General features: G+C 63.3%; 25 protein-coding genes. 15 read left to right on the forward strand and 10 right to left on the reverse strand.

From position 1 onward, the window contains the following. The first annotated feature begins 40 nt into the window (after positions 1-40). The gene (gene ddaH, locus ON14_RS09480; RefSeq protein WP_010204744.1) at positions 41-877 is read left to right on the forward strand and encodes a dimethylargininase; all 837 of its coding nucleotides are present in this window, start codon (positions 41-43) and stop codon (positions 875-877) included. A 193-nt stretch (positions 878-1,070) separates the two neighbouring features. Here ddaH and ON14_RS09485 read toward each other — a convergent pair whose 3' ends face one another. Together ON14_RS09485 and ON14_RS09490 are read right to left on the reverse strand one after the other, a co-directional pair. Continuing rightward, complete coding sequence (locus tag ON14_RS09485) at positions 1,071-1,511, reverse strand: nitroreductase family deazaflavin-dependent oxidoreductase (RefSeq protein ID WP_010204746.1); 441 nt, start codon at positions 1,509-1,511, stop codon at positions 1,071-1,073. Further along, positions 1,508-2,776: an MFS transporter gene (locus ON14_RS09490; protein ID WP_010204747.1), complete on the reverse strand. Its 1,269-nt coding sequence runs from the start codon at positions 2,774-2,776 to the stop codon at positions 1,508-1,510. The genes ON14_RS09485 and ON14_RS09490 overlap by 4 nt, the downstream gene beginning before the upstream one ends. Before the next feature lie 133 nt (positions 2,777-2,909). Here ON14_RS09490 and ON14_RS09495 point away from each other — a divergent pair, with 133 nt between their 5' ends. After that, positions 2,910-4,097, forward strand: a complete 1,188-nt coding sequence (locus ON14_RS09495) for a low temperature requirement protein A (RefSeq protein ID WP_010204751.1) — start codon at positions 2,910-2,912, stop codon at positions 4,095-4,097. Here ON14_RS09495 and ON14_RS15470 read toward each other — a convergent pair. After that, complete coding sequence (locus ON14_RS15470; protein ID WP_081503535.1) at positions 4,009-4,419, reverse strand: winged helix-turn-helix transcriptional regulator; 411 nt, start codon at positions 4,417-4,419, stop codon at positions 4,009-4,011. The genes ON14_RS09495 and ON14_RS15470 overlap by 89 nt on opposite strands. 107 nt (positions 4,420-4,526) lie before the next feature. Between ON14_RS15470 and ON14_RS09505 the strand changes: the two genes are divergently transcribed. The 6 genes from ON14_RS09505 (at position 4,527) to ON14_RS09535 (ending at position 8,697) form a co-directional block, all read left to right on the forward strand. Further along, complete coding sequence (locus tag ON14_RS09505; RefSeq protein WP_010204754.1) at positions 4,527-4,892, forward strand: DoxX family protein; 366 nt, start codon at positions 4,527-4,529, stop codon at positions 4,890-4,892. A 143-nt stretch (positions 4,893-5,035) separates the two neighbouring features. Next, positions 5,036-5,425: a VOC family protein gene (locus tag ON14_RS09510; protein ID WP_010204755.1), complete on the forward strand. Its 390-nt coding sequence runs from the start codon at positions 5,036-5,038 to the stop codon at positions 5,423-5,425. 149 nt (positions 5,426-5,574) lie between these two features. After that, complete coding sequence (locus ON14_RS09515; RefSeq protein WP_010204756.1) at positions 5,575-5,784, forward strand: type II toxin-antitoxin system HicA family toxin; 210 nt, start codon at positions 5,575-5,577, stop codon at positions 5,782-5,784. Between the two features lie 9 nt (positions 5,785-5,793). After that, entirely contained in the window at positions 5,794-6,207 is a 414-nt protein-coding gene (locus tag ON14_RS09520; protein ID WP_010204757.1) for a hypothetical protein, read from the forward strand. Between the two features lie 32 nt (positions 6,208-6,239). Further along, on the forward strand, positions 6,240-6,512 hold the full coding sequence (locus ON14_RS09525) for a HigA family addiction module antitoxin (RefSeq protein ID WP_010204758.1): 273 nt from the start codon (positions 6,240-6,242) through the stop codon (positions 6,510-6,512). A 1,081-nt stretch (positions 6,513-7,593) separates the two neighbouring features. Next, entirely contained in the window at positions 7,594-8,697 is a 1,104-nt protein-coding gene (locus tag ON14_RS09535) for an acyl-CoA dehydrogenase family protein (RefSeq protein ID WP_010204760.1), read from the forward strand. Here ON14_RS09535 and ON14_RS09540 read toward each other — a convergent pair. Beyond that, positions 8,694-9,245 carry a hypothetical protein gene (locus ON14_RS09540; protein WP_010204761.1) on the reverse strand — a complete coding sequence of 184 codons (552 nt, stop codon included), beginning with the start codon at positions 9,243-9,245 and terminating at the stop codon, positions 8,694-8,696. The two genes, ON14_RS09535 and ON14_RS09540, sit on opposite strands and share 4 nt — an antisense overlap. Before the next feature lie 294 nt (positions 9,246-9,539). On the opposite strand from ON14_RS09540, the gene ON14_RS09545 reads away from it, so the two are divergent. Continuing rightward, the gene (locus ON14_RS09545; RefSeq protein WP_010204762.1) at positions 9,540-9,977 is read left to right on the forward strand and encodes a hypothetical protein; all 438 of its coding nucleotides are present in this window, start codon (positions 9,540-9,542) and stop codon (positions 9,975-9,977) included. Between the two features lie 503 nt (positions 9,978-10,480). On the opposite strand, the gene cydD is transcribed toward ON14_RS09545, so the two are convergent. The 3 genes from cydD to ON14_RS09565 are packed head-to-tail and all read right to left on the reverse strand — an operon-like array spanning position 10,481 to position 16,597. Further along, entirely contained in the window at positions 10,481-13,897 is a 3,417-nt protein-coding gene (gene cydD, locus ON14_RS09555; RefSeq protein ID WP_010204766.1) for a thiol reductant ABC exporter subunit CydD, read from the reverse strand. 15 nt (positions 13,898-13,912) lie between these two features. Next, entirely contained in the window at positions 13,913-14,974 is a 1,062-nt protein-coding gene (gene cydB / locus ON14_RS09560) for a cytochrome d ubiquinol oxidase subunit II (protein WP_010204768.1), read from the reverse strand. A gap of 18 nt (positions 14,975-14,992) precedes the next feature. Next, entirely contained in the window at positions 14,993-16,597 is a 1,605-nt protein-coding gene (locus ON14_RS09565; RefSeq protein ID WP_010204769.1) for a cytochrome ubiquinol oxidase subunit I, read from the reverse strand. An 88-nt stretch (positions 16,598-16,685) separates the two neighbouring features. On the opposite strand from ON14_RS09565, the gene ON14_RS09570 reads away from it, so the two are divergent. The 5 genes from ON14_RS09570 (at position 16,686) to ON14_RS09590 (ending at position 19,455) form a co-directional block, all read left to right on the forward strand. Beyond that, complete coding sequence (locus ON14_RS09570; RefSeq protein ID WP_010204770.1) at positions 16,686-17,048, forward strand: BlaI/MecI/CopY family transcriptional regulator; 363 nt, start codon at positions 16,686-16,688, stop codon at positions 17,046-17,048. Positions 17,049-17,050: 2 nt separating this feature from the next. Beyond that, the gene (locus ON14_RS09575) at positions 17,051-17,887 is read left to right on the forward strand and encodes a M56 family metallopeptidase (protein WP_010204772.1); all 837 of its coding nucleotides are present in this window, start codon (positions 17,051-17,053) and stop codon (positions 17,885-17,887) included. 65 nt (positions 17,888-17,952) lie between these two features. After that, positions 17,953-18,336, forward strand: coding sequence for a PadR family transcriptional regulator (locus ON14_RS09580; RefSeq protein WP_010204773.1), 384 nt, complete (start codon positions 17,953-17,955; stop codon positions 18,334-18,336). An 8-nt stretch (positions 18,337-18,344) separates the two neighbouring features. Continuing rightward, the gene (locus ON14_RS09585; protein ID WP_026037644.1) at positions 18,345-19,073 is read left to right on the forward strand and encodes a hypothetical protein; all 729 of its coding nucleotides are present in this window, start codon (positions 18,345-18,347) and stop codon (positions 19,071-19,073) included. A gap of 118 nt (positions 19,074-19,191) precedes the next feature. Then, on the forward strand, positions 19,192-19,455 hold the full coding sequence (locus ON14_RS09590) for a hypothetical protein (RefSeq protein ID WP_010204776.1): 264 nt from the start codon (positions 19,192-19,194) through the stop codon (positions 19,453-19,455). Positions 19,456-19,519: 64 nt separating this feature from the next. Here the strand turns inward: ON14_RS09590 and ON14_RS09595 are convergent, their stop codons facing one another. Genes ON14_RS09595 through ON14_RS09605 form a run of 3 tightly spaced genes read right to left on the reverse strand, consistent with a single transcriptional unit; the run spans position 19,520 to position 22,772 of the window. Further along, positions 19,520-20,740 carry an MFS transporter gene (locus ON14_RS09595; protein WP_039741992.1) on the reverse strand — a complete coding sequence of 407 codons (1,221 nt, stop codon included), beginning with the start codon at positions 20,738-20,740 and terminating at the stop codon, positions 19,520-19,522. Positions 20,741-20,774: 34 nt separating this feature from the next. Beyond that, positions 20,775-22,130: an alpha-hydroxy acid oxidase gene (locus tag ON14_RS09600; protein ID WP_010204778.1), complete on the reverse strand. Its 1,356-nt coding sequence runs from the start codon at positions 22,128-22,130 to the stop codon at positions 20,775-20,777. 9 nt (positions 22,131-22,139) lie between these two features. Next, a complete protein-coding gene (locus tag ON14_RS09605; protein ID WP_010204779.1) occupies positions 22,140-22,772 on the reverse strand; it encodes a GntR family transcriptional regulator in 633 nt (210 codons plus the stop codon). A gap of 119 nt (positions 22,773-22,891) precedes the next feature. Here ON14_RS09605 and ON14_RS09610 point away from each other — a divergent pair, with 119 nt between their 5' ends. Beyond that, a complete protein-coding gene (locus tag ON14_RS09610; protein WP_010204780.1) occupies positions 22,892-23,884 on the forward strand; it encodes a Gfo/Idh/MocA family protein in 993 nt (330 codons plus the stop codon). The last annotated feature ends 19 nt before the right edge of the window (positions 23,885-23,903 follow it).

The following is a 23,903-nucleotide window of genomic DNA, read 5'->3' on the forward strand; positions in this document are numbered from 1 at the left end:
GCCGAGACATTGCGGATAGGTGCGTGAAAGACTGGAGCTTATGACGATCACTGACACCGAATCGACCACGCCTGCACGCCAGGCCACCGCGAAGACCGTGCTGATGTGCCGTCCTGACTTCTTTACGGTCACGTACAGCATCAACCCGTGGATGAACCCCAACGATCCCACAGACACGAGCCTGGCTGTCAAGCAATGGCAGACGCTCTATGACACCTACATTGACCTCGGTTTCACCGTTGAGCTCATTGACCCCATCGATGGCCTGCCCGACATGGTTTACGCCGCAAACGGTGGCTTTGTCATCGATGGCAAGGCCTACGGCGCACTCTTCACCTACGACGAGCGCAAAGCTGAAGGCCCCGCCTACATGGACTGGTTCGGCGCCAACGGTTTGGAAGTAGCTTCCCCCGAAAATGTTAATGAGGGTGAGGGCGACTTCCTCCTTGTCGGTGACAACATCCTTGCAGGCATGGGTTTCCGCACTTCGGTCGAAAGCCACCGAGAGCTCGCTGAAATCTCGGGCCGCAACGTTGTCTCCCTCAACCTCATTAACCCGAGTTTCTACCACGTCGACACTGCCATCGCGAAGCTCGACGAAACCAACATCGCCTACTTGGAGAGCGCCTTCGACGAGCCCTCTCTCGAAAAACTCCGTGCGCTGTATCCCGACGCTATCCTCGCTACTGAAGAGGATGCGGCAGTGCTCGGACTCAACTCCTACAGCGACGGCTATAACGTGGTTATCGCCGCCCGCGCCAAAGACTTCGAGCGCCAGCTCAAGGAACGCGGCTACAACCCCATCGGCGTCGACCTCTCAGAGCTGCTGCTCGGCGGCGGCGGCGTGAAGTGCTGCACCTTGGAACTTCGCCGCTAACGGCGGCACGGTACCTCAAACTTCGGCGCTAGACGCGTCGGACTGCGCCTGGCGCACTGAACAGAACGAATGGCCTGCGACTCGAACGCGGGCCATTCGTGTTTTCGCTAGCGACTAGCGACCAGCGGCCGAGGGGTGTGGGGCCTTGCGGGGCAGCGAGGCCGCGAGGCCGCGCGTCGCCTGGGCCCGCGCGTTAGCGTTCTTCGCAAATGACGACCGGGATGTCGCGGGTGGTCTTGGCCTGGTACTCGGCGTAGCGGGAGTTGGCAGCCACGATCTGAGGCCACAGCTCGGCCTTCTCGGCGGGGCTGGCGGTGTGAGTGCGCACCGGGAAAGTGCGCCCGCGAATGGTGAGCTCGGCATCGGGAGCCGCCTGCAGGTTGCGATACCAGAGCGGATCGCGATCATCGCCACCCTTGGAAGCCACGATGACCCAGCGGCCATCGCCATGCACGGGTGCCGTCAGCAGCGTGGAGCGGCGGATGCCCGACACGCGGCCGGTGGTGTGAAGCTCCAGTGACGGCATGCCCCCGAGGGTCCAGCCGAGGCGACCGCCCGAGACTGCGAGGATCGTGCGGTGTACGCCGTTCATGATTTTCATGCCGAGGTCACTGAGGCGGTTGCTGGTGCTCATGGTTCTATTCTTGCGCGGCGCTGCGGTGGACGCACGAAGAGCGCGAGCACCGCGACGGCGATGGGCAGGCTCGCGAACCAGAAGGCCGGCTCGGTGAAGTTGCCGCTGGCGTCGACGGCAAGCGAAAGCGCGATGGGGCCGAGAGCCGTCGAGCCCAGAGCAATGGCAGTGGTGACGCCGCGAATGGAACCGATGTGGGCGGTGCCGTAGTAGCGCACGTAGGCGGCCGCCTCCATCCCGCGCAGGGTGCCGCCGGCAGCGCCGAGTACGAGGCCGTAGAGCACCGCGGTGCCGTCGGGGCCGACAACCGAGAGCAACAGCAGTGAACCCGCGAGCGTGAGCATCGAGAAGATCACGAAGAGCTTGGGGCTCACGCGGTCGACGAAAGCGCCGACGACCAGCGTCGCGGCAATTCCGGTGATGGTTTGCGGCAAGAAGTTGGCGGCCGCTTCAAACGGGGTCAGGCCGCGCTCGCCGAGAATCGCGATCTGGTGGAAGGCGAGACCGGTGCTGAGCATGCCCGAGGCGGCGAGGGAGGCTGCGATGACCCAGAACATGCCGGTGCGGGCTGCTTCGCCGAGCATCCACGATTCCTTCTGGATGACGATCTGCGCCGTCGAGAGATCGTCGTCGCTGGCAGCAACCCGGCTGCGCTTTGGCAGGATGAACGCGAGGGGCACGACCACCGCGAGCACAATCGCGGCTTCCCAGCGCCAGGCGGCGTGGATGCCCACGGCCGAGATCAGCCGTTCGAGACCGACGGGTGCGAGGGAGATTCCGGCCGATCCGATCGCGGCGGTGATGCCCAGTGCCAGGCCGCGGCGGTGCGTGATGGCGCGGGCGACAGCCGTGGTGGCAGCGAGGCTGAGGGCGCCTTGGCCGAGCATCCGCACGCCGACAAAGCCAGCGGTGAGGCCGGCGATGCCGTCGACGAAACTGAGGGCGAGCAGCACGCCCGCGAACAGGGCGCCGATGACGATGGTGACGGAGCGGGCGCCGAAGCGGTCAAGCGCGCGGCCGATGAAGGGTTGAGCCGAGGCGCCGGCGAGCGTGCCAAAGAAGTAGCTGACCGAGATGCCGGTGCGGGAGACGTCGAGTTCAGAAATGAGGGGGTCGGTGAAGACGGAGATTCCGGCGGTCTGGCCCGGAGCGGTCATCACCGAGATGATGCCCGCGGCAGCGACGACGCTCACCCACGGCAACCACCGTGCTGGCGAACGACGACCCGTGCGATCCACGTTCACGTCAGAGGAAACCACAACCACTCAACCCTTCGAACCCACCGTCGGGCTAGCGCGTGATGTTGCTGCTTCTGCCGCAACGCCTAGCCAAAATCGTACTCGCCTCTCGCGCGCTGAAATTCAGGCGCGTGGGGCTGCGGGTGCCTAAAGTTGTTGCATGAACGCACTGCGCTCGCGGGTGGTGGCTCGGGATATTGACGAGCCGCACCGCAAAACGACTCCGCTTGAGCTGCTCTTCGACCTGACCTTCGTGGTCGCGGTCGCCTCGGTGGTGCGGCAACTGACCCACGCCGTCGAAGTGGGGCACGCTTTCGAAGCCATCGCGCCGTTCCTCATGGTCTTCTTCTCCATCTGGTGGGCGTGGAACCAGTTCACGTGGCTCGCGTCGGCGTACGACACGGATGACGTTCCCTACCGTCTGTTCACCATGCTGCAGATGGGCGGCATCCTCGTTCTCGCCGCCGGAGTGCCCATGGCTTTCGACGACGGCAACTTCGCAGCCGTCACCGTGGGGTATTTGATTTTGCGGATCGGGCTCATCGCGACCCTGCTGCGCGCGGTGAAAGACGACCCCAAGACGCGCGCGACCGCCGGGCGTTACGCCCTCGGTATCGGGATCGTGCAGGTTGGCTGGTTGTTGCGGCTCCTGCTTCCCGCCGAGCTGGCCATGGTGTCGTTCGTGATCATCGTGCTCGCCGAACTGGCCGTGCCGCTCTGGGCTGACCGTGCACAGCGACTCTCCTGGCATCCGCACCACATCGCCGAGCGCTACGGAAAGTTCACCATTCTGGTTCTCGGCGAAAGCGTGCTCGCGTCGACGTTCGCGGTGCAGGAGGCGCTCGAAGAGGGCCTGACGCCGTCGCTCGTCGTTGCATCGGTCGCCGGGCTCGTGCTGCTGTTCGCACTCTGGTGGCTGTACTTCTCTGAACCTGCCGCCGAGGGCCTCGAGAACAAACGAGAACGCTACCTGTACTGGAACTACGGCCACTACTTTTTGTTCGCGGCGCTCGCCGCTGTCGGAACCGGCATCGAAGTGTCGGTGCGAGCGGTCACGGCAGACCTCGAGTCGAGCGAGCTCGTGGTCGGCTACTCTCTGGCATTGCCTGTCGCGCTCTTCATTCTGCTGCTGTGGCTGCTGCACGCGCCCATGGTGGAGCGGGTGTCGATTCCGCGATCGGCAACAGTCGTTGCGGTGCTCGTGATGCTGGCGTTGCCGTTCGCGGCATCCGCCATTGGCACTATCGGGGTGGCCGTGGCTATTGCAGCAGTGGCTGTGGTGCTACTGGCGATTGCGCTTCTGAGTGGTCGTATGCACGCCGATGCTCTTCAACCTGAAGAGAGTTAGCGAGCGCCCACTCGGCGAGAGCGCGCACCGGCGGCAGGAGCCCTTGCCCGAGCGGGGTGAGCTCGTACTCAACGCGCGGTGGAACCTCCGGGTAGGCGGTGCGAGTGAGGAGTCCATCGCGTTCGAGGTGGCGAACAGTGCGGGTGAGCATGCGCTGCGAGATTCCCGGAACCTGATGGCGCAGCTGAGTGAACCGGAGTGGGCCTTCGGCCAACATGCCGACGACGAGCAGCGTCCATTTATCGCCGATGCGGTCGAAGGTTTCGCGCACGACAATGCCATCGTTGGAACGGCACATTTCATCGAGCTCGCGGTTGGGCATTCTGCTCCTTGGTTACCTCGGTGTGCCTTTTGTGAGGCTGCTCGAACCAGTCTAGGTTACTGATCGTGCCTTAGGCACTAATCATAACCAACTCAGAAAGAGCATCAATGATCATTGCCGTATGGATCGCCTCCGGACTCCTCGCCCTCGCCTACCTCGCCGCTGGCGGCCAGAAAGTGCGAATCGCGAAAGACGAAGCCTTCGTGACGTTCCCGTGGGCTGAACGCGGTGGGCTCGGCATGCTGCGCGCGATCGGTGCCGTGGAGGTTCTGGGCGCTCTCGGGCTGATCCTGCCGGCGCTCATCGGCATCCTGCCCATCCTGACTCCGATTGCTGCCGTGGGCCTCGTGCTCGTGCAGGTCGTCGCTGTGGTGTTGCACGTTCGCCGTGGTGAGTTCAAGACGCTCCCCGTGAACGCGGTGTTGTTGCTGCTCGCGCTCTTTGTCGCGATCGCACGGTTCTCCGGGGTCTAAGCGGTCGTTGCCGTTCGGGGCCGACGGGTGCCGATGGGTACCGGTTGAGGGTTGCGCCTGACTCGCAGCGGGTGTGGACTGTGAACGCACGCTAGCCCCAGCGCCCCATCGGTGCGCGCTAGTTGCGACAAGGATGGTGCACGATGTTTGCTCCGAAGAACGCATTCTCTGGCTTCAGTGTCAACGATCTTGATGCCGCCGCGGCCTTCTACCGCGACAGCCTCGGCCTCGCGGTCGCCGATGGCGGGATGGGCACGCTGCGCCTCACGCTCCCCGGCGGCGCCGAGGTCACGATCTATCCGAAAGAGAACCACGAACCGGCGAGCTTCACCATCCTGAACTTCGCGGTGGAGGATGTCGAAGCTGCTGTCGATGCGCTCAACGAGCGTGGCGTGGTCACCAAGATCTATGGCGACGACGACCTCATGGGCGACATGGGTACCGACGCGAAAGGCATCATGCGCGGGCACGGGTCCGAGATTGCGTGGTTCAAGGATCCCGCAGGGAACGTGCTTTCGGTTATTAAGGCGTAGCCTCGGGAGCTTTATCGTGCCGGTCGTCGCGCTAAGGAGCGCCGAGTGTGAGTGACGGGTACCCTCGTCCCGTTGCGTGAAAGTAGGGCATGTAAATATTTTCTCTAGCGGGGCTTGATGGAAAAATCAAGAGGGACTAGAGTAAGCTGATGCCGAAGCCGCAGAAGTACCGCGATGTGATCAAGGTAGTGAGAGCGAACGGTTGGGTATTCCTGCGCGACGCAAAAGGCAGCCACGAACTGTGGGGACTGCCTGATGGGTCGATAAAAGCAGTGATTCCGCGTCATGGAGAAGTGAGCGCCGGAGTCGTTGGGCAGTTGATGAAGAATTTGCCGGAGATCCCGCAGAACTGGCGATAGGGGAAAGTCATGTCAGACCAGAAGACATACGGTGTCACAGCGCGTAAAGATGGCCGTTGGTGGCTCGTGAGCGTGCCCGAGCTCGACGCTGTTGGCCAAGCGCGCAACGCCTCGGAAGTCGAAGAGGTCGCCCGAGAAATCATCGGGCTCTGGCTCGATGTCGAACCCAACACATTCGATGTCCAACTCGATGTCGAGATCCCCGGTGAGGCGCGCGAAGCGTGGGAGCGGGCAAAGAGCCTCGAGGCTACCGCCCGCAAGGAGAGTGCTCAAGCGGCGATCTTTGCGAGGCGAGCAGTCGCCAGCCTCCGCGCAGACGGACTCACCTACAAGGATGCCGGAATCGTGTTGGGCCTTTCGCCCCAGCGTGTGCAGCAACTCAGCAAGGCTGAGTACGCAGACGAGTTGCAGAAAAGCGCTTAGCGCCGGACGCGGTTTCGAAAGGAGCGGGAATAATGAGCATGCACAACCCACCCCACCCCGGCCTGTTGCTGGAAGATTACCTCGGCGACACCAGCCTCGCTGAAGCTGCCCGCCGACTCGGCGTCACGCGGTCGACGCTGTCGCGCATCCGTAATGGTCATGCGTCCGTTACCGCCGATATGGCGGTGCGCCTCGGAATCCTGCTCGGCACCAGTGCTGAGCTGTGGCTCGGCATGCAGACCGCGTACGACCTGTGGGCGGAGCGAAAGAAGCCGCACCCCAACGTTCTGCCGATTGCGATCTGACCTCGTGGGCGCCCCTGAGAGTGCTTCCGAGCACACCGCCGCACACGCGGCTGAATGGTTGAGGAGCAACCCGGTCCCTGTGGGTGTTGCTCGCCCCGTCGGCGAGCTGGACCGCCAGATTGCGGTCGAGCGCGATCAGTGGCGGTCAACTCCGCTCTGACGCGCTGGCCTACGGCCTCGTCGACTGAATAGCCAGGACTTGGCTTTGCTCCTGCATGTGAGCGTTGAGTTCAGGCGAGATGAGCTTGACGACGGAGACAAGCTGGGTCGCTTCGCCTCTGGGTTGGCGAGGATATTCTCGTGGTGCGCCACGCGGTTGCGAAAGTCGCGCAACGAGGTGAGTGTTGCATTCAACTTCTTGCGATCGGTGCCCTCGGGGAACACCGAGTGCAACCAAGGAACCCAAATAGTCTTCTCGTGGAGGTCTGACACTAAATAGGTCCAAAACCCGAACGTTAGTTCTGCGACCACTTTTCCCGGAAGCAGCCCAGGCGGGCCTGCCTCAGCGGCACGGGCGCGAGCACGTTCGAGGGTGAGGCGTGGAAGGTGGTTGCGGTCACGCGGCTTGGGTTGATCGCGGTTACGGCGCGCAGAGTGAGGGAACAATGTGAGGATGCTCCTCGGTTCCGTCCAATGACCCTCTTCAGCGTGTCGCGCCGCATCGAGCTGTCTGTCGCAGGCATTTCTGAAACCGATTTCAAGATGTGCCAGATCGTGCTGAAACGCCGCACTCAGTTGGGCGTTCCACTCGTAAAGGCGGAGAGCGCGGCGACGAGAGCCGCCCGCGGCGTCAAGATAAGTCCTAAACCGCCCGGCGCTGAGCCAGTCTTCAATCCACAGGTCGGAACTGGGGTGTGTTGTCACTGGCGGAGCTCTCGGTTAGAATTGTCAGGAAAGCTTGGGACGACCGCTGTTGCATGTTGCCCAAGCCACGAATCGAAAGCTCCGGTATTCTGCGCAGGCGGACCCGGAGCTTTTCTCTTGCCAGCCAAGCAGATGCGCGACTCTGACTCCGTGACATTCCACAGGCCCTCGGCATCACTTCGCGAGAAGACTGACCGCAGCGCGGTAGCGTGAACCCATGACGGTACTCACCCCAGCGCTGCTCGATCGCATCCGCTCGCGCGCCGAACGCTACGACCGCGAGAACATCTTCTTCACCGAAGACCTGCAAGAGCTGCGTGCCGTTGGCTACCTGAAGCCGCGCAGTTTGCGTGAGCTGTCGGATGACCAGCGACTGCTCGCCGCGTACGCTCCGGCCACGGCGCTCGCCATCAACATGCACCTCGTCTGGATCGGCGTCGCCTGGGCCCTGCGCGAGCGCGGCGACTCGAGCCTCGACTGGCTGTTGGCGGATGCCGAAGCCGGCGAAGTCTTCGCCTTCGGCTTGAGCGAACCCGGCAACGATCTCGTCATGTGGGACTCGCTCACCACCGCCGAAACCGTCGAGGGCGGTTACGCGTTCACGGGCACCAAGATCTTCACTTCGCTCTCCCCGGCGTGGACTCAGCTCGGACTTTTCGGTAAGCACACCGCCGACGATGGCACCGAAACCCTCGTGCACGGTTTCATCTCTCGCGATGAACCCGGTTGGCGCTCGCTCGGCGACTGGGACACCCTCGGCATGCGCGCCACCCAAAGTCACACCACGGTGCTGGAGGGCGCTTTCGTTCCCGCGAACCGGGTCGCCCGCGTGCTGCCGGTCGGCCCCAACGCCGATCCGTTCATCTTCGCGGTGTTCGCCAACTTCTTGCCGCTCATCGCCTCCGTCTATGCGGGGCTCGCGGACCGCGCCCTCGAACTCGGTGTCGAAGCACTGCAGCAGCGCAGCTCGGCCATCAGCGGAGAGGCGTACTCCGAGCATCCGGATCTGCGCTGGCGTATGGCGGATGCCGCCCTTGCGCTCGATGCGATCGAACCCCAACTACATGCCGTCGTCGATGACGTTGACGGACTCGTGGATCACGGGGCTGGGTGGTTCCGCAAGCTGACCGGGGTGAAGCACCGCAGCATCGAAACCGCACGCCACGTTGTTGACCAAGTCATGCGCTCGGCCGGGGGAGGAGCCTTCCGCAGCACCAGCGAACTTGCGCGCCTGCAACGCGATGTACTCGCTGGCATCTACCACCCCTCGAACCCGGAGTCGGTCTACAAGACGGTCGCGAGCGACCTGTTCGGGAGTTAGCCGCCGTTGATCGCGATACTCACCCAGCCCACGAGCGCAAGAACCACCAGGATGCCGCCGAGCGAGATCGCGATCCGCGGTCGTTTGCCCAGCACCAGGTAGTACAGCGCAGTCGCGAGAGGGGCGGTCCACGCTCCCGCGCCGATCATGAACCTGCCGAGGAACACTGGTGTCTCTAGGTGGGCAATGAGTCCCGTCACCAAGACGGCGAGACCGGGCACGATCCCGAAGAGTGGGCTCAGCGCGATGAAAAGTGCGATGGGGAGTGCGCGAGCGGGAACCCGTGTGCTCAGCCACAACCAGAATGGCACGCCGAACAGCGCCGCTACCGGGAGGCCCACCGCAGTTGCGCGGGCAAAAGCGTGCAGCAGCTCTGAGCCAGTCGAGCCGTAATAGGGGGTTCCCAGCACTACGAGCACAGTGCCCAGAGCCAATGCCACCGCGACGCAGCCGAGGATGGTGGCGATGTCCTTGATGTTTCGCTGCGGGTGCGCGCTCGCTGGGGTCGGAACACTAACGATGCGCTGTTCTGGTGGTGATGTCGTCACTGGTCCACATCCCCTCGAGCCACCCCGAAATTTGACTCGTTCTCACTCGAGGTTACAACGAAGCGACCTGCTGGCGCGCTCCTGGTCACAATTTCACGTCGTCGTCGCCTACACTCTCTAGAGGTTTCAGCCAGCCCTTAGGGCAGCGGCGCGATTTCTTCTACGAGGACGTAGAGCGCCACCCTACGCGAGCGAGTGTGAGTTCGATCAGGGCCGCCCCGGGGCCCGATGAGATGGCCGGGCAGGCATCTTTCCGAAGAGTTAGAACTCACGTGTAGGGAACGGACAAGGCGGATGATCAAACGGTTAGTGAGCGTGGCGGTTGTTGCTGTGCTGGTTGTTGCGTTCTGCACCGTCGCGCGCTATGTGACCTACGTGATTAAAGTTCAGCACCAAGGCGATCGCTACGTCCTTGTTGGCAACGCACCCAATTCCGCCTTGATCCCTGGCAGCGACCGGCTCACGGGCACGCTTGCTTGGAATTCAGGGGGGTGCCTCGCTGTCGAGCTGAAGGGCGGAACTTCGGTCGTACTGATGCCGCCTCAAAGCACGACTCTGGGAAGCAACGGCTTGATCAGCTTTCCTGGCCTAGATCGCGGGGGCGAGGGGCAACGAGTTGTGCTCACTGGAGGCTACGTGAGGCTGGCTGCGGAAGATATCCCTGCTGAATTTCCTCAACAGTGCCGAAGCGACACCGTGTATGCGTTTTGGGCTATCGAGGAAGCTCGTTAAGCACGCGTGCGCAATACTCTGAGTTTTCTGTGAGCGTAGTGCGGGCGCAGTTTGTTGATCTATGCTCGCATAATGAATTCAACCGTGTAGGACACCAAGTCGAAACTCCGCCATCCGCTTTCTGCTTTCGTGCTTTCATTTCTCATCGCAGCCGGAATGTCTGTCGCTTCTCCGACCCCAGCGCTGGCGAGCACGTTCTCCGTCAACGTGCTCTGTAAAACATCGCAAACGTACTGCTCGGCAACGCTGAGCGGCGTGAACGGTCGGCCATTTACGGTTTCGTGGAGCGGAAATGCGGCACGGGTGTACCTAGATGGCGGCGCAAAGACGGATCGTGTCTGCTCGGCGAGCTCCAGAGCGACGTCTAAGTCGTTTACCTGCGCGAATCTAGGCTCAGCGAGCACTGTAACGGTTTACCTCCACAATGCGAACCAAGCGGTAAGACTCATCGGCAGCTATTCCAACTGACTCCGAGCGGCCCCACCGCAGCTCTTTGTATGGTGCTAGACCGCAGCAATCTCGCGTGCCCCAAGACGCAAGCTCACATCGTCGTCGCGACGCTCATCGTCGTGATGGCTCACGAGCACCACGATCTTGTCGGCGAGAGCCGTGCGCAGATCGGTGATGAGTTGCTCGGCGCTCGCGGCATCCAAGTGGGCGGTCGGTTCGTCGAGAAGTACGACATCCGCCCGGGTCAGCAGGGTGCGCGCAACAGCCAGGCGCTGACGCTCACCGCCCGACAGGCTTTCGCCCGCCGAACCCACCCGAGTGTCGAGGCCGCGTTCGAGCGAATCGAAGAGCGGGCCAAGACCCACCTGGCGCAGCACCGCAACAAGCTCGTGCTCGGTCGGCTGATCATCGTGGGCGCGGCCTAAGAGCAGGTTCGCGCGAATCGTTGAATCGAAGAGGTGCGACTCCTGCGGGCACCACGTGACCGCTGCGCGCAATTGCTCGGGCGACAGCTCGCGGGCATCCACCCCATTGAGGCTCCACAAACCCGCGGCCGCCGGAAGATACCCGAGCAGCGCGGCCAACAACGTCGACTTACCCGCGCCCGACGGACCCTCCACGACAAGCCACTCGCCACGCTCAACCCGAGCGGTCGCGCCCGAGAACGCCAGCGAAGGGCTCGAAGGCCAGCGGATGCCGAGCTCGCTCAGTTCGAGAACGGTCACGTCACCGAGTGGTTGGTTTGCGCTCGCGGCTCCGGCCCGCGCGCGGTTGCCGCGTCGCGTTCCCGCAGCAGAAGCATCTGCAGCTCCACGCTTGCCGTCCGCCGTTTCGGCTGCGCGGCCGCGCGCGTCGTTCCCGCCAGCACCATCCGCACGCTCAACCCCGGCAGTAACCCCGCGCACCTTTGCCAGTGCGGCGCTCAGCGCCGGCCACTGCTGCACGGAGTCGACGAACGCGATCAGCGAGTCCACGAGCCCGATGGGGATGAGTACGAGCACCGCGACGATGCCGATCGGGAGGGTGCCGGCGATGACGGCGGGCGCGGCGACGGGCAGCATCGCGACGGCGGTCACGGAGCAGGCGAGCACGACGACGGCGTTGCCAATTCCGAGGGCGCGGGCGCTGCGGCGGGAGAGTGCGCCGGCTTCGGCGTCGATGTGATCGACGCGGGCGAGCATCCGCCCACCAACGCCGTTAGCGCGCAGGTCGGTCGCGGCTCCGGTCATGGCGGCGAAGGCGCGAACGACGCGCGACTGCACTTCGGCGATGCCGTTGGCGGCTGAGCGGTCCACGATCACGGCGATGATCGGTGCCGCAACAAGCCCGACGGCGAGACCCGCGAGCAGCACGGGAACAGCGGGAGCGTGCAGCAGCCCGACGGCGATGAGGGCGGCGAGCGAAGTGCCCAATGCAACGGCGGGAGGCAACACGACGCGGGGAACGAGATCGCGCACCCGGTCCGAGGCGGCAACGAGGTAGTCGAGCGCGACCCCACCATTCGCGAGAGCGCGCGAGCCCAGAGCGCGTGCGCCGAGACCGTTCCACAGGGCGACCCGCAGCTCGATCACCGAACCGAGCACAGCGCGGTGAGTGGCGAGGCGCTCGGCATAGCGAAGCGCCGCGCGACCGATTCCGAAGAACCGCACGCCCACAATGGCGACGAGCAAGAACATGATCGGCGGCTGCTCGCTGGCCCGCACGATCAACCACCCCGAGAGGGCAGTGAGGGAGAGAGCGAAGAGGCTCGCGCCGGTGCCGAGAGCGATCGCTCCCACGAGGGTTCCGAGCGACGGGCGCACAAACTCGAGCAGGCTGGCGAGGGTCGCGCGGGTGGTGCGCGGCGCGTCGAGAGCGTCAGCATCCACTGCCCCTTCCGCGGTCAGCGGGTCAACGCGCGCTTCGACAGCGCGGGTTCCGCCCGATGCACCCACGGCCACAACCTGATCGGCCAACGCGGCGATTCCCGTTTCGTGCGATGCAACCAGCACCGTCACGGGACGACCACGAAGATCAGCTAGCGCGGCTTCGACGCGGGCAGCGGATGCCGGATCCAAGTGTGCGGTCGGCTCATCGAGCAGCAACAGGGTGGCGCCCGCTTCAACGCGCAGCAGTCCGCGGGCGACGGCGATGCGGCGCAACTCGCCGGGACTCACCTGGCGCGGATCGGCATCCTCGACACCGGTGAGACCGAGGTCGAGCAGCACCGAACGAATGGCTTTCGCGTCGCTGCTGTAGAGCCGAAGCTCGTCGAGCACGGTGTCAGCAACGGTGTGCGGATGCTGCGGAACCCACGCCACACGGGAGACGTCGATGCCCCACACGCTGCCGCCGCTCGGCTCGCGATTGCCCGCCAGTACCTCGAGAACACTGGATTTTCCGCTGCCGCTGGGCCCATCCAGAGCCGTGATGGTGCCGGGCGCGGCGCGAAAACTGAGCTTGTCCACAGCGGGCCGCGCGCGACCCTCATAAGAGATGCTGAGGTCGACGACCCGGAAGCCGCCGGCACTCTGGCGGTGCTCCCGAGCGCGCGGTGCATCAATGATCGTGCGGGCGCGGCGCAGGGCCGTGAGCCCGTTCTCGGAGGAGTGGAACGCGGAGCCCAACTCACGGAAGGGCGCGAAACACTCGGGCGCGAGCACGAGAGCGATGAGGCCGACGGTGAGGGAGAGCTGACCATCCACGAGTCGAACGCCGACGAAGACAGCAACGACCGCAACCGAAATGGTGGCGATAAGTTCCAGAACGAGAGCGGAGAGAAACGCGGTGCGCAGGGTCTCCATTGTCTTGGTGCGGTTCTCGGCAGAGATTGCGCGCAGTGCCTTCGCCTGTTCGGCAACCCGGCCCAGGCCAACAAGAACGGGAAGGCCGCGGGCGAGCTCAACGAGGTGATCGGAGAGGCGTTCGAGGCTTGCGCTGGCCGCCTCGGCCCGCTCGCGCGTATGACCACCGACGAGAATCATGAACACCGGAACGAGCGGAACGGTCAGCACAATGATGAGCGCGCTCACCCAGTCGACCGAGAGGATGCGGGCGCCAATCAGCAGCGGAACCGTTGCGGTAGTGACGATCGCCGGCAGCACCACGCGGAAGTAGTTGTCGAGCTCATCGAGCCCCACCGTTGCAATCGCGGTGCTTGCGCCCGGGCGAGCATCGGAACCGGTGAGTACTCGCTCCGCGAGTTCGTGGCGCAGAGACTCCTTGGCGCCTAACGCGGCGCGGGTCGCGAAACTCTCCGTTGCCCAGGCGGTAGCCGCGCGGAGAAGGCCGGCTGCAACCCCCAGCACGATCGCAAATTGCCAGGCTGCGGCATCCGCTTCAATAACGCCGACGACACCGCGAGCGACGGCCTCGGCCATGAGCACGAGGGCCAATCCCTTGAGGGAAGCTAGCAAACCCAGCCCGAACAGTGTGTGCACACCGCCCGGGCCGAAGCCTGCTGCAAGTCGTTCTTGGAGTTTGGCTCTCATGCCCTCCATCGTGCCCTAGCTATCTGAAGACGAGGAGGCGCTAGCTGACGAAGCGGGGGCAACCGCGGGCTTCACGACGTGAGCCTCGGGGATGTGCTTCTCGCTCAGGCGGTTGCGGAACACCCAGTACGTCCAGCCCTGGTACACGAACACCAGCGGTAGTCCGAACGCGGTCACGACACTCATAACGCCCAAGGTATATTCGCCGCTAGCTGCGTTCGAGATCGTCAGGTTGAAGGCGGGGTCAATCGTCGAGGGCAGCACTACGGGGTAGACCGCGGCGAAGATGGATGACGCTCCCGCGACCAAGAACGCTGCGATGCCCACGAAGGCCCAGCCTTCACGCCCGGCTCGCGCACTGATCCAGCCGAAGACGACCGCAACCACCGCGACAACAACGAGCGCCCACGTGATGGGGGTGCCGTTCTGGAACTGGACGACAAGCACCCACGCCACGATCGGCAGCAGGGCAACGGGGCTCCAGCGCACCACGAAATTGCGGGCCCGAACGCGCACTGCGCCATCGGTTTTGAGGCCGAGGAAGACGGAGGCGTGCACGAGCGAGAACCCCACAACTGCGAGGCCGCCGAGCACGGCATACGGGGTGAACCACGCGAAGGCACCGCCGACGCGGTCACCGTTGGCGTCGATCGGCAGGCCCGTGGTGGTCAGCGCGAGCGCTGCACCGATGCCGAAAGCCGAACCGAGCGAGCCGAGCCCGAGAGCGCGATCCCACCACATGCGCCACTTGTCGGTCGAGCCCTTGCCGCGGTACTCAATGGCAACGGCGCGGAAGATGAGGCTCACGAGCACAATCGTCAGCGGGATGTAGAGCGCCGAGAAGAGGGATGCATACCAAAACGGGAATGCAGCGAACGTAGCGGCGCCGGCCGTGATCAGCCAGACCTCATTACCGTCCCACACCGGGCCGATGGCATTGAGCATGAGGCGACGTTCGCGGTCTTTGCGGGTGCTGAAGAGCAGCAGCATCCCGACGCCGAGGTCGAAGCCTTCGAGAAGGAGGTAGCCGATCCACAAAGCGGCGATCGCGATAAACCAGAGTGTAGGAAGATCCATGAGTAGCTGCCCTTCTGCTTAGTAGGCGAACGCGAGAACGTCGTCGCGCTTGTCTGGTTTGTTGGGATCGTCAGGGTCGCTGCCCGTGCCGTCGTGGCCTTCGCCATCCGGATGCGCGAGCTCGGGCATTGCCGATGCGACGCCACCGCGCACGTACTTCACGAGCAGCTTGACCTCGAAGACGAGCAGGAACCCGTAGACGAGAGCGAGGGAGGCGAGCGAGAAGATCATCTCTTCGCCGCTCACGCCGGGGGAGACCGCCGCAGCCGTGAACATGAAGACACCATCGACACCACCGGGGGTGGGGTTAGGAGCTACGACGAACGGTTGACGGCCCATCTCGGTGAAGACCCAGCCGGCGATGTTGGCGCCGAAAGGAGCCGCGATGCTGAGCAGTGCCGTTCCCATCATGAACTTGGAGCGCGGAACCGTGCCCTTGCGCACCATCCACAGCGTGAGTGCCGCGAACGCTGCCGCCAGCATCCCGAAACCGATCATCAGACGGAAGCCCCAATAGGTGACCTCCATGATGGGCAGGTAGTTAATCTCCATGCCGGCACGCTCGCCATACAGCGGGTCATCAGGCAGGTTCGTGCCGTAGAGCGCCTGGTACTCGGGGATGAGCGTGTTTACGCCCTTGATGTTGGTGTCGAAGTCACCGTGAGCCAAGAACGACAAGATGCCGGGGATCTCGATGATCGCGACAACATCTTCACAGTTCTCAGAACCCAGATTGCCGATCGACAGCACCGAGAAGCTCGTGCCGTCGTGGCAGGCACCCTCGGCAGCGGCCATCTTGAGCGGCTGCTGTTCGAACATGAGCTTGGCCTGCAAGTCACCCGTGATCGCGACTCCGCCGAATCCGAGAATGGCGATAACGGCGCCGATGCGGATGCTCGTGATCCAGACCGAGTGGTCCTTGCGGTCGCGGCCGGGGATGCTGGCATTCTCGCCGACGACGACCCGACCCGTGGCATCCACGGAGTCGATGTTGTCGCGACGACGCTGCCAAAGCTGGTACCACGAGATGCCGACGACGAAGCCAGCACCGACGGCGAGGGCACCAGTCACGGTGTGGGCGTAGGCGGTGAGGGCGGTGTTGTTGGTGAGCACAGCCCAGATGTCGGTCATGACGGGGCGGCCGTCGATGAGCTCGACGCCAACCGGGTGCTGCATCCACGAGTTGGCGACGATGATGAAGAAGGCCGATACGACCGAGCCGGCGACGGCGATCCACAGGGTTGCGAGGTGCAGCTTCTTGCCGAGGCGGTCCCACCCGAAGATCCAGAGGCCGAGGAAGACTGACTCGAAGAAGAAGGCGAGGAGGCCTTCCATGGCGAGAGGGGCGCCGAAGACGTCACCGACGAAGCGGGAGTATTCGCTCCACGCCATGCCGAATTGGAACTCTTGAACGAGACCGGTCGCCACGCCCATGATGAAGTTGATGAGGTACAACTTGCCCCAGAACTTGGTCATGCGCAGCCACTTCTCGTCACCCGTGCGCACCCATTGGGTTTGCATGAGCGCGACGACCGGGCCGAGGCCGATCGTGAGCGGAACCATGATGAAGTGGTAAACGGTAGTAACTCCGAATTGCCAACGAGCGATTTCTAGGGGATCCACTCCGCACCTTCCACTGCATCTTCTACGTCTTGTAGAACTATTTTTACACAGTTGTAGAAATGATTTCTACCTAAGGTAGAATTGGCTTATGAATTCGTTAGGGGAACTCGAACGCAGCGTGATGGATTTGCTGTGGGCGGGTAGCGAGAGCTTCTCGGCCTATGACCTGCAAGCCAAGCTTGCGGAGCGATCAGAATCCGGCCGCGAATTGGCCGCCACCACCATTCTTACGGTGCTGTCGCGCCTCGAAAACAAGAATTTTGTCGTGCGCGAACGTCAGACTCGGCCGCACCTGTACCGTGCTGCCGCAGCACGCGAAGCGCATATGGCTGACCTCATGCATGAGGTGCTCGGCGGGGCAAGCGATCGCGCAGCAGTGCTCGAACGCTTCGTTGGCCAAGTTTCGAGCGAAGAAGCCGAAACACTGCGCCGCATTCTCGCCGGCCGGTAGCCATGCTGTTTGCTGCCATCACGTTGGGCTTCATCGCGCTAGTGCTCGCGTGGCCGGTGCCTGCACTGCTGCCCGGAGCGAAATGGGCCTACCGACGCCCGACGCTCGGTCTGCTCGTGTGGCAACTTGTTGCGCTCATCGGCGGCACCAGCATGATCGGGTCACTCATCTTGTTGGGCGCGTCGACATTCGCTGATGATCTATCGGATGCCGCTAACGGCATGTGGCGGTTCGTCACCCACAACGAGCTACCGGATGGCTCCTCGGTGTGGTCGCTGCTAGCCCTTTCTGGGGCGCTCTTCCTTACGGCCCATTTGTTGCTCAACCTGCTGGTCACTGTTGTTTATGCCGAGCGGGAGCGCGCGCGCCACTCTCAACTCATCACCCTGCTCAGTGAACCGATGTCTGATCGTCCGGGCACGCGGCTCATCGACACTCCGGCCCCGGTTGCCTACTGCCTGCCCGGCGCTCTCAAGTCGATCACCGTATTGACTGCAGGCCTCATCGCGTTGCTCGATGAAGAAGAACTGCGCGCGGTAATCGAGCACGAACGCGCCCACGTTCGGTTGCGTCATGACATCGTGTTGATCTTCTTCACGGCGTGGAAAGTTTCGCTTCCTTGGCTACCAACAGCCCGCAACGCGTCACGCGAAGTTGCCCTCTTGCTGGAGATGCACGCCGACGACAACGCTCTCAGGCATGTTGGTCGCGGCAGCCTGGCCCGGGCAATCACCGTCGTCGCTGAGGGTGGCGCGCTGCCGAAACGCAGCGAGCTGTCGGCGGCATTGCCAGAATCCACACCCAAGGAACTGCGGGCGCGGTTGCTGCGGCTCGCCTAGTCGAAAAGATCGCCAGCAGGCTCGGGGTGTTTGACAGATAGTCTAGTTAGACAGACAATCTAGTCATGGAGGTGAATCAGAAGGATGCTCTCGCAGAGACTCGGGAGTGGCCAAGCGATTGGATGCGGGCAATCCTCGGCGTGCTCACGCTCCGCGCGTTGGAGGCTGGTCCCTCGTACGGTTACGCGATCATCTCCGACCTCGAAGCCCACGGAATGGGCGCGGTCAAGGGCGGAACCCTGTATCCGCTTCTGACCCGTTACGAATCGGCCGGGTTCGTCGCCGTCGAGTGGCGACCCGGTGAGGCGGGACCGGGGCGCAAATTCTTCTCATTGACCAAACTTGGTCGTCACGAGCTGGAACGAACGCGCCAAGAGTGGACGCGTTTCACGGCGACCAGCAATGACTACTTGACCAACGCGCCCGCAACGAGGGAAGGAACACGATGAACGCGACGATGACCGACAAGACATGGATTCAACTATTCACTGTCGAACTCCGCCTGCGACGCGTGCCCGGTGCGGCGATCGGGGATGCGATCGCGAGTGTCCGGGAACTGCTCTCCGATTCTGGGCAAAGCGCGGAGGAGGCCTTCGGCCCCGCCCGGGAATACGCAGCCTCACTTGACCTGCCTGTCATGAACGCCCGGCAGCAGGCACTGTTAACCACGTTCGTTCCGGTTCTCGGGCTCTTCGCGTTTCTGGTTTTCACGCTGGCAAGCACGGCCTGGTTCGCGGAGAACCCTGTGCTGCTGTCAGCGCCTCAAGCGCTGCTCCTCGCTGTGCCGGTAGTCCTAGCAGCGATGTTCTCCTTTCGCTTCTACCCGCGAGCGGTCTTCCGGCAGCGGTGGCTCCCCGTCGCGCTCCTCCTGAGCGCAGCGCTGGCAAGTGCCGGGGCCGCGCTCCTCGCGCCCTCAACCGCGGACGAGGCTTGGCTCGTCTTTTCACCGCTGGCTCTGCTGATCGGCACCACTGCCACGCTCATCGTCCTGTCGATCATCGGAACGATCGTGACAATCCGAAGCCAAGACGGGGACGAAATCGTCGAACCCCTGCAAGCGCAGCCGGGCACGGGTCCGCGACGCGGCAGGCAGGTGTTCCTCATCTTCGTGAACTGGCTCTTCCCGATCTTTGCCATCGTTGTCTTCGCGATGACCTGGGGATTTAGTCTGCTGCAGTCCACCTAAATGACGACTAGTTTTGGCCCCCGGTCGGGGCTAATGTCGTGCTGAAGAGGGAGCCAACGGCTTTCGCTCGTACTGAACAGTTGCACTAACCGGCAGAACTGACAGCAGGGAGCAAATCATGAACAAAGTAGTTCTTACGTGGATCGTCGTCCTCCTCGCAAGCCTTACCGCGGCCGCGGCGGCCGCGGTGTGGCTCATCGTCGCTGGGGTACAGAACGACGTCAATTCCAGCGCAGGTTTCTCGCCGGCACCCTGGATCGTTTTTGCGGTCTGCGCTTCGGCAGCAGTGACGGCAAGCCTGGCGTTGTTGCGCACGTCGATGACAGCCGACGGCTCACTAGCCAGAGAGTCCTTCATCGGGCTTGGTGCCGAAACCGCGTGATTTCGAGTTCAGCGCAATTCGAGCTCAGCGCAATTCGCCTGACAACCACGCACGGGCCCACCGCCTAGCGGGCGGCCCGTGGTTTGCGGCTAAAAGCAAGCGGCAGCGTCAGGAGCGAGATGGCTGCGGCGATGAGTAACGCTGGCGGGAAGGAAAGCCCGGCAGCCAGCGTGCCGATAAGCACGGATCCCACGGCCGTTCCTAGATCGAATCCAATGTTCCACACGGCGCTGGCGGTGCCGTACTGCTTGCGTTGAACTGCGGCGAGAGACAGCAACAGGGTGAGGTTTTGTAGCCCGCCGTACGCGATGCCGACGAGCGTCATGCCCCCGAGAAACAGCAGGATGCTCGTGGCCGCGGGGTTCTCTACGGCAACAGCGATAACGATAAGACCGAGCACGGAGATCGCGACAAGTGGCCAGAGGAACAGAGTGGTTCCGTGTCGATCGGCAAGGCCACCAAGCCCCCAGCGGGAGATGGCCGCGCTCAGCGTTAGCAGCGTGAGAGCACCGGCAGTCGCCGCGGGGGAGGAACTCATTTGTGGGGCAAAAGTGATGAGGGCTCCACCGGCAAGGGTCACGCCGCTGAGCAACAGCATGGGGCGGAGAAGACTGACCACGAGCATCCGTCGCTCAGAGCCGCCGGCAGTAACAGTAGGAATCGCGTCGGTTGGTGCCCGCAGCGCACGCTCCGCTTCCTGTTTGCGCAACACGCGCGCCAACCGCGGGGCAGAACTAATGCCCAGAAGGGGAAGAGTGGCGAGCACAAACACGACCCAAAAGCCGACCGAGTTTGACAGAAGCGGCCCGAGAGGAACGAGGATGACCTGAGGCACGGCGATCGCGGCGCCATAGGCTCCAATGGCGGCGCCGTGCTGAGCGCGAGGCACGAGATTGGCGACAACAGCCGACCCCGTGACAGTGAGGATGCCGAAGCCTACGCCGCGCACAATCGACAGCGCCAGAATCCAGCTGAGGTGGTCGGAAAAGAGGAGCAACAGTGGGGGAACGCCGAGGAGTGCCAAGCCCGTAGCTAAGACCCGACCTGTGCCCAAACGGTTGAGCAGGCGAGGAACGAAAGGTTGAGTCATCACGGTGGCGAGCAGAAGTACGCCGTTGACGAGTCCCGCCCCCGCCTCATTGGCGCCGCCCTGGACTGCCCATAGCGGAGCCACCGGCAACAGGGCAGCGAACCCGCCAAAACCAGCAGCCGTCAGAACGAGCAGCGCCGACATTCCGGGAGCGCGCCAGACCGGCGGTGGGGGTGGAGAAAGAGTGTCGTTCACGTTATTCAACGATAGGCCCAACCGGGCCGAACAATTACTTCTTCGTTGTGGATTTCGCCGCAGGCTTCACGGTGCTCTTCACTGCGGCTTTCGTCGCTGGTGCGCGCGAGGCTGTCGCCCGCTTAGCGGGTACGGCGGCAGCAGCGCTCGGGGCTACAGCGCGCGGAACCAACCGCTGCAGTTGGGTCACATGCTTCGGCTCCAGTTCCTCGATGCTGGTGACTTCGAGCAACTTCATGGTGCGCACGATTTGGCTAGAGAGGATCTCGATGGTGCGGTCGACACCTTCGCGCCCGCCCGCCATCAGGCCATAGAGGTACGCGCGACCGATGAGCGTGAACTTGGCACCGAGGGCCATCGAGGCCACAATGTCGGCACCATTCATGATGCCGGTGTCGACCATCACTTCGACGTCATTGCCGACTTCGCGGACGACATCCGGCAGCAGGTGGAACGGGATGGGTGCGCGGTCGAGCTGGCGGCCACCGTGGTTGGAAAGCAGGATGCTGTCAACGCCAAGGTCAGCGAGGCGCTTGGAGTCTTCGAGGTTCTGTACGCCCTTGATGACGATTTTGCCTGGCCAGAGGGCGCGAATGACCTTGAGGTCTTCGTAGTTGATCGAAGGGTCCATCGCCGAGTTGAGCAGTTCGCCAACGGTGCGGCCGCCGGTAGATGAGAGTGACGCGAACTCGAGTGGGGGCGTGGTGAGAAAGTCGAACCACCACCACGGGCGGGGGATCGCGTTGAGGATCGTGCCAGCAGTCAGCTGCGGCGGAATCGAGAACCCATTGCGGGTATCCCGCAAGCGGGCGCCAGCGATGGGGGTATCGACGGTGAACATGAGGGTGTCGTAGCCGGCGGCCGCAGCACGCTCGACGAGACCGTACGAGATGTCGCGGTCGCGCATCACATAAAGCTGAAACCAGTTGCGGCCGTGGGGGTTGGCCGCTTTCACGTCTTCGATGGATGTTGTTCCCAGCGTCGACAGCGTGAACGGAATTCCTGCTGCCGCTGCTGCGCTCGCGCCCGCAGTCTCGCCCTCGGTGTGCATGAGACGAGTGAAGCCGGTCGGCGCAATACCAAAGGGCATTGCGGAGGTGCCGCCCAAGATTTGGGTCGTGGTGGAGACGTTCGAGGCATCCCGCAGGATCGACGGGTGGAATTCGATGTCTTCGAAGGCCCGGCGCGCCCGGCTGAGCGAGATCTCGCCTTCGGCGGAGCCATCCGTGTAGTCGTAGGCGGCTTTGGGGGTGCGGCGCTTGGCGATGTCTTTGAGGTCGTAAATGGTGAGCGCGCTGTCGAGGCGACGCTTTTTGCCGTCGAGTTCGGGTGCTTTGAATTTCATGAGCTTGGCAAGCTCGATGGGGTTCGGAAACTGTCGCTTGACCATGGTGTGCCTTTAGTTGGTGGTGTCGAGGTGGGTGAGGAGGCGATCGCGCGCCCCCAGGATGTGGTCACGCGTGAGGCGCGCTGCGGCGGCGGCATCCCCGGCGGTGATGGCATTGAGGATGCCCTGGTGTTGGTCGGCGATTTCGCGGGCGGTGATGAGGTGGGCTGATTGAACTTGTCCGATGCACAGCTCAACTTCGCCCATGAGGAGTTCGTGCAGTCGGGTGAGGCGCGGGCTGGGTTGACCGGCGACGAGCGCGCGGTGAAATCGGATGTCGTGCTGGGCAAAGTCGTCGGTGGCGGCGAGGGCGCGGTGTGCTGCTAGCGCTTCGGCCGGAATGGCACCGGCGTCAGCGAGGGCGCTCATGGCGGCGGCTTCGATAATGGAGCGGGTGTCGAACAGGTCGAGGATGTCGTCGTAGCTGAGGGAGGGAACGCGGGCGGCTCGGTGGGCTTCGCGGCGAAGAAGCCCGTCGGCCACGAGGCGGTCGATGGCGATGCGGGCGGTGGGGCGTGCTACGCCGAAACGCAGGGCGATGGCTGATTCGGTGAGGGAGGAGCCTGGCGCATCTTTTTGCGCGATGATGTCGGCGCGGAGCTTCTGGGCAACCGTTTCGGGGAGCACTGCTGCACTGTCGATCACGATGCATTCCTCTCGCCGGGTTTCGGATTGTCAAACAATGTAGCAGAATGTATGACAAAGCGAAATGCCGTCCTGCTAGGCTTAGCGGATATGTTTTACGGCACAACAAAGGAGTTGGAATGACTGATCGTCTGGCATGGGGAATCTTGGGCACCGGATGGATTGCGACACTGCAAACCAGCGACCTTCTCGAACACGACTTCAGCGTCGTCGCCGTAGGATCCCGCACTCAAGAATCGGCCGACAAATTTGCCGCAGAGTACGGCATCCCGACAGCCCACGGTAGCTACGAAGACCTCGTCGCTGACCCCAACGTTGACGCCATCTATGTCGCAACGCCCCACCCTTTCCACGAAGAGCACGCCCTGCTGGCCTTGAACGCAGGCAAGCACGTGCTCGTTGAGAAGGCATTCACAATGAACGCGGCCCAGGCCGAGAACGTCGTTTCCCGAGCATCCGAACTGAACCTTGTTGTGCTCGAAGCAATGTGGACCCGCTACCTGCCCCACATGGTGCGCATTCGCGAACTCGTCAAGAGTGGCGCGCTTGGCACCATCCGCAGCGTCATGGCCGACCACAACCAGAACATCTCGATGGATCCGCTGCACCGCCTCAACAACCCGCTGCTCGGCGGCGGAGCGTTGCTCGACCTCGGGATCTACCCCGTGTCGTTCGCGTATGACATCCTGGGAGCGCCGACGAGCATCGTGGCGGTCGCGACCAAGACTGTCACCGACGTTGACCGCCAGACGTCGATGATCTTGAGCTACGGAGACGAAGCCCAAGCCGTGATTCAGACCACCCTTGACCTGCGCGGTCCCACCCGCGCCGTGATCGTCGGCAGTGAAGGCCGCATCGAGATCGACGAGACCTGGTACGCACCGACCACGTACACGCGCTTCGACGGAGACGGCAATGTCGTCGAGAAGTTCGACGGCAGCGTTACCGGCCGTGGCATGCAGTTTCAGGCCGCAGAACTCGAACGGCTTGTCGCTGCTGGTGAACTGGCCAACGACATCCTGTCGCCGACCGAGAGCGTGCAGATCATGCACACCCTCGATGAAGTTCGTCGCCAGATCGGGTTGACCTACCCGATGCTCGACGAAGGCTGAACCTCACTGAACTGCCGCG

Origin of the sequence: Salinibacterium sp. PAMC 21357 (genome assembly GCF_000247645.1) — a bacterium.
Lineage (GTDB): Bacteria > Actinomycetota > Actinomycetes > Actinomycetales > Microbacteriaceae > Rhodoglobus.

Coding starts and splice junctions, on each gene's coding strand:
- ON14_RS09505 (WP_010204754.1), top strand. CDS start 4,527: ATGATCATTGCCGTATGGATCGCCTCCGGACTCCTCGCCCTCGCCTAC.
- ON14_RS09485 (WP_010204746.1), bottom strand. CDS start 1,511: ATGAGCACCAGCAACCGCCTCAGTGACCTCGGCATGAAAATCATGAAC.
- ON14_RS09520 (WP_010204757.1), top strand. CDS start 5,794: ATGTCAGACCAGAAGACATACGGTGTCACAGCGCGTAAAGATGGCCGT.
- ddaH (WP_010204744.1), top strand. CDS start 41: ATGACGATCACTGACACCGAATCGACCACGCCTGCACGCCAGGCCACC.
- ON14_RS09545 (WP_010204762.1), top strand. CDS start 9,540: ATGATCAAACGGTTAGTGAGCGTGGCGGTTGTTGCTGTGCTGGTTGTT.
- ON14_RS09600 (WP_010204778.1), bottom strand. CDS start 22,130: ATGGTCAAGCGACAGTTTCCGAACCCCATCGAGCTTGCCAAGCTCATG.
- ON14_RS09585 (WP_026037644.1), top strand. CDS start 18,345: ATGACCGACAAGACATGGATTCAACTATTCACTGTCGAACTCCGCCTG.
- ON14_RS09575 (WP_010204772.1), top strand. CDS start 17,051: ATGCTGTTTGCTGCCATCACGTTGGGCTTCATCGCGCTAGTGCTCGCG.
- ON14_RS09610 (WP_010204780.1), top strand. CDS start 22,892: ATGACTGATCGTCTGGCATGGGGAATCTTGGGCACCGGATGGATTGCG.
- ON14_RS09570 (WP_010204770.1), top strand. CDS start 16,686: ATGAATTCGTTAGGGGAACTCGAACGCAGCGTGATGGATTTGCTGTGG.
- ON14_RS09510 (WP_010204755.1), top strand. CDS start 5,036: ATGTTTGCTCCGAAGAACGCATTCTCTGGCTTCAGTGTCAACGATCTT.
- ON14_RS09590 (WP_010204776.1), top strand. CDS start 19,192: ATGAACAAAGTAGTTCTTACGTGGATCGTCGTCCTCCTCGCAAGCCTT.
- ON14_RS09580 (WP_010204773.1), top strand. CDS start 17,953: ATGGAGGTGAATCAGAAGGATGCTCTCGCAGAGACTCGGGAGTGGCCA.
- ON14_RS15470 (WP_081503535.1), bottom strand. CDS start 4,419: ATGCCCAACCGCGAGCTCGATGAAATGTGCCGTTCCAACGATGGCATT.
- ON14_RS09495 (WP_010204751.1), top strand. CDS start 2,910: ATGAACGCACTGCGCTCGCGGGTGGTGGCTCGGGATATTGACGAGCCG.
- ON14_RS09515 (WP_010204756.1), top strand. CDS start 5,575: ATGCCGAAGCCGCAGAAGTACCGCGATGTGATCAAGGTAGTGAGAGCG.
- ON14_RS09535 (WP_010204760.1), top strand. CDS start 7,594: ATGACGGTACTCACCCCAGCGCTGCTCGATCGCATCCGCTCGCGCGCC.
- cydD (WP_010204766.1), bottom strand. CDS start 13,897: ATGAGAGCCAAACTCCAAGAACGACTTGCAGCAGGCTTCGGCCCGGGC.
- cydB (WP_010204768.1), bottom strand. CDS start 14,974: ATGGATCTTCCTACACTCTGGTTTATCGCGATCGCCGCTTTGTGGATC.
- ON14_RS09525 (WP_010204758.1), top strand. CDS start 6,240: ATGAGCATGCACAACCCACCCCACCCCGGCCTGTTGCTGGAAGATTAC.